Here is a 2,194-nt window from a genome sequence, read left to right on the forward strand (position 1 = left end):
GCGCGGTTCGTACCCATCGACGTGACGGACGACGCGTCCGTCGCGGCCGCAGCGGCGGACGTCGCCGCACACGAAGGCGCGGTCGACGTGCTGGTCAACAACGCAGGCGTCCACGGGCCCTTCGGTGGCGTCGACGCGCTGACCGGCGCCGACGCCCTCGCCGTCCTCGACGTGAACGTCGCGGGGGTGGTCCGTACGACCACCGCCTTCCTGCCGCTGCTGCGCAGGTCGGCCGATCCGGCCGTGGTCAACGTCAGCAGCGGTGTCGGTTTTCTCGCCTTCACCCACGACCCGGAGCGGGTCGAGTCGTCCGTCGTCGCACCGCTCTACACCGCGTCGAAGGCGGCGCTCACGATGCTGACCACCCAGTACGCCAAGGCGCTGCCGGACATCCGGATCAACGCAGCCGACCCCGGCTACACGGCGACCGACCTCAACGGCCACAGCGGCCCGCAGAGCGTCACGGAGGGGACGGACGCGATCGTCGGGCTGGCGACGGAGAAACCGGGATCCGGCTCGGGCCGCTTCGTCGACCGTGCCGGCGAGATCCGCTGGTAGCGGCGGCGGGGAGCCGGTACGCCGGAGGGCGGCCAGGACCGCGGGGCCCCGGCCGCCCTCCGGCGGACGTACCGGCCGTCAGCCGGTCAGGTCGGACGCCGGTACCTGTACGGAGACCAGCGTCCCGTCGCCGAGGTGCAGCAGCCCCCTGCCGGGCCTCGGGGCCTGCCCGACCAGACCCCGGGACAGCTTCACCCCGATGACCTCGCCGTCGCCGAGGCTCTGCGGGGAGAGCAGCATGCCCGTACGGTTCCGCTTCACCTGGCCCATCCAGCCGGCCAGGCTGAGCGACATCGACTCGGCGTTGCCCGCGACCACGACCCCCCATCCGTTGCCGGCGCCGCCACGGGCCAGCAGCGCCAGATCGGGATCGATCTCCGCGCCCATGAACAGCTCGGCGTCGTCGATGACGATCACCGCGTTCTCCTCGGGGATGTTGCTCAGCACCGCGCGGAAGGTGTCGACCGGCACTTCCACGTCGGTGATGACGGCCGCCACCCCCGGCCGTCCGGCCAGCTCGCGCAGGGGCGACCTGCGCGGCGCCAGCACGATGACTCCGGTGCCGGAGTCCAGCAGCGAGAGGGCGACCGTGAGCAGCGCCGTGCTGCGGCCGGTGCGCGGCGGTCCCGCGACGGCGAACGTCGGCACGTCGGCGAGGTCGGGACCCAGCGCCGTGAGGGTGTCGCCGCCGACGGCGACGAGCGGACGCATCGCACCGGGTCCTGTCCGCAGCGCCGCCGCCTCCGGGTAGGAGATCCGGTCGGGCAGCAGATCCAGGCGCGGCGCGCGGCGCGCGGCCGGCACGTCCGCCTCGCGCGTGGTCAGTTCCGCGCCGAGGCCGACGAGGACCTGGGCCTGCGCCGTACCGGACAGATCACTGCCCAGCACCGCGATCTGGGCCTCGCTCATGTCCTGGGTGCGCAGGCCGCGCCCCGGCGCCGGATCGGCCGGCGCCGCCTTGGTGGGGACGCCGACCGACGAGTAGTCGGCGCGGTCGTTCATCCGCAGGACGATCTTGTCCTCGGTGGTCCCGCCGAAGCGGCTGTTGCCCAGGACCTTGTCGCCGGCGAGCACCAGATGGATACCGACCCCCGCGCCGTCGCGCAGCAGCCGGATCATCCGCTCCAGATAGCTGCCGTTGTCGAAGGAGCTGTACTCCCGCTCGAAGACCTCGAACCGGTCGACCAGCACCACGATGTGCGGCAGTCGCTCCTCGGGGGCCGCCATCCGGCGCAGTTCGGCGAGGTCGGCGGTGCCCCGGGCACCCAGCACGCCCTGACGGTTCGTCAGTTCGGCGGTCAGCCGGTCCAGCAGCCGGCCGAGCCGCTCCGTCTGGTTACGGTCGACGACGGCGCCGCAGTGCGGCAGCGCGGTGAGCGCGTTCAGCGCGCCGTTGCCGCAGTCGATGCCGTACAGATGCAGATCGTCGGCGCCGTGCGCCTGCGCCAGTGCCGCCGCCAGCGTACGCAGGGACTGCGAACGCCCGCTGCGCGGCGAGCCGATGAGATGCAGATGGCCCGCGCGGTCCAGGTCGAAGACCAGCGCGCTGCGGCTCTGCCGCGCCGGCAGGTCGACCAGGCCGTACTCGACGGCGGGCAGCGCGGCCTCCCGGTCGGCGAACGGCTTGGGCGCGAGC

Annotated in this window: 2 protein-coding genes; one reads left to right on the forward strand and one right to left on the reverse strand. The window is 73.4% G+C overall.

The features are described from left to right. A partial coding sequence (locus tag HY68_RS32360; RefSeq protein ID WP_041998538.1) for an SDR family NAD(P)-dependent oxidoreductase occupies window positions 1-558 on the forward strand: 558 nt, incomplete at its 5' end. A 78-nt stretch (window positions 559-636) separates the two neighbouring features. Here HY68_RS32360 and HY68_RS45780 read toward each other — a convergent pair. Beyond that, window positions 637-2,194: FtsK/SpoIIIE domain-containing protein (locus HY68_RS45780; RefSeq protein ID WP_042000459.1), on the reverse strand; the 1,558-nt coding region annotated here is incomplete at its 5' end.

The sequence above is a fragment of the Streptomyces sp. AcH 505 genome, assembly GCF_000818175.1.
In the GTDB taxonomy this organism is placed as follows: domain Bacteria; phylum Actinomycetota; class Actinomycetes; order Streptomycetales; family Streptomycetaceae; genus Streptomyces.